The organism is Algibacillus agarilyticus (assembly GCF_003286125.1).
GTDB classification, from domain to species: domain Bacteria; phylum Pseudomonadota; class Gammaproteobacteria; order Enterobacterales; family Alteromonadaceae; genus Algibacillus; species Algibacillus agarilyticus.
On record NZ_QMED01000069.1, the window covers coordinates 1 to 2,013 of the forward strand.

General features: G+C 48.7%; 1 protein-coding gene. It reads left to right on the forward strand.

Annotated elements, in window-relative coordinates:
- The coding region (locus DPX34_RS21520) for an RHS repeat domain-containing protein (RefSeq protein WP_157964821.1) at positions 1 to 2,013 on the forward strand (2,013 nt) is incomplete at both ends.

Here is a 2,013-nt window from a genome sequence, read left to right on the forward strand (position 1 = left end):
GGTCGAGACGCAATACGCAGATGGGTCAAGTGATTCATTTAAAGCGGATGGGTCTTATGAATATCATGGCGCAGATGGAAGTGAATATTTTTACAATGCCGATGGCAGTGGAGGTTACGCGTATGCGGATGGCTCTAATGGGAATTGGGATGCGCAGGGTAATGGCAATTATTACAATGCTGACGGGTCTAATGGTTGGTGGGATTCGCAAGGCAATGGCTCCTATAATAATGCTGATGGTAGTTATGGTTATTACAACGCTGATGGCAGTTATGGCTACGGCGATGCTGAAGGCAATGGTGCTTATTATAATGCAGATGGTTCGAGTGGCGAGTGGGCGGCTGATGGTTCGGGAAGTTACACGGATGCGGATGGCGGCCATGGTGAATGGGATGGTCAAGGTAATGGTACTTATATGGGCGCAGATGGTACGATCTCGACGCAAAGTGCAGACGGCTCTTACAGTATTGCTTATCCGGATGGCACCACCGAAACCTACAGTGCGGATGGCACTTATACGGTAACTGATGCGGATGGCAATACCGTCAACCCAGATGGTTCAATATCGGCAACAGATGATTACGGCAATACGATCACGACCCATCCTGATGGCATGGTCGAGACGCAATACGCAGATGGGTCAAGTGATTCATTTAAAGCGGATGGGTCTTATGAATATCATGGCGCAGATGGAAGTGAATATTTTTACAATGCCGATGGCAGTGGAGGTTACGCGTATGCGGATGGCTCTAATGGGAATTGGGATGCGCAGGGTAATGGCAATTATTACAATGCTGACGGGTCTAATGGTTGGTGGGATTCGCAAGGCAATGGCTCCTATAATAATGCTGATGGTAGTTATGGTTATTACAACGCTGATGGCAGTTATGGCTACGGCGATGCTGAAGGCAATGGTGCTTATTATAATGCAGATGGTTCGAGTGGCGAGTGGGCGGCTGATGGTTCAGGAAGTGCATTGTACGTGGATGGAACAACAGAAACGTGGGATGGGCAAGGTGGGGGCTCTTGGTCTGATGCTGAAGGCAATAATGGCTCTTGGAATTCTGAAGGTTCGGGTGCTTGGACGAGTTCAGACGGCAGTTCAGGTTATTACAACGCAGACGGTTCATGGGGCACAACGTATGCTGATGGCACCAGTGAAGCGTGGGATAATACAGGCAATGTAACTTATTATGATGCTGAAGGAAATGAAGTAACGGATGACTTTGAAGTTTCTGCTCGTGGTGAAACAGTCGAGGGTAGTACAACCGAAACAGGTGCTGATGGTACCGTTTATCAATACAACGAAGATGGCTCGGGCAGTGCCACATACCCAGATGGTTCGATAGAAACGTGGGATGGTCAAGGCGGTGGATCTTGGGATGATGGTCAAGGTAACTCAAGCGCTTGGCATGCCGATGGCAGCGGTAGTGCGATTTATGTAGATGGCTCTACTGATATGTGGAGTGCTGATGGTTCGTATGAATACACGGGTGCCGATGGTTCACACTATAGCTATGATACTTCAACGGGGGCGAGCAGTTGGGCTGATGGTCAAGGTAATTCAGGCTCATATAATGCTGATGGTTCGGGTTTTGAGACCTATGCCGATGGTTCGAGTTACACGTGGAATGCAGACGGGAGTGGTAGCCAAACTTACCCAGATGGCAGTACCTCAACTTGGCATGCTGATGGTAGTGGAAGTTGGGATGACGGGCAAGGTAATTCAAGTACGTGGAATGCCGATGGTTCGGGTACTTGGACGAGTTCAGACGGCAGTTCAGGTTATTACAACGCTGACGGTTCATGGGGTACAACGTATGCTGATGGTACCAGTGAAGCTTGGGATAGTGAAGGTAACGTTATTTATTATGATGCTGATGGTAATGAAGTTACGTCAGAAGGTGGTACGGGTAGCGAAACAGGAGACGGTAGTACAACCGAAACAGGTGCTGATGGTACCGTCTATCAATATAACGAAGATGGCTCGGGCAGTGCCACATACCCTGATGG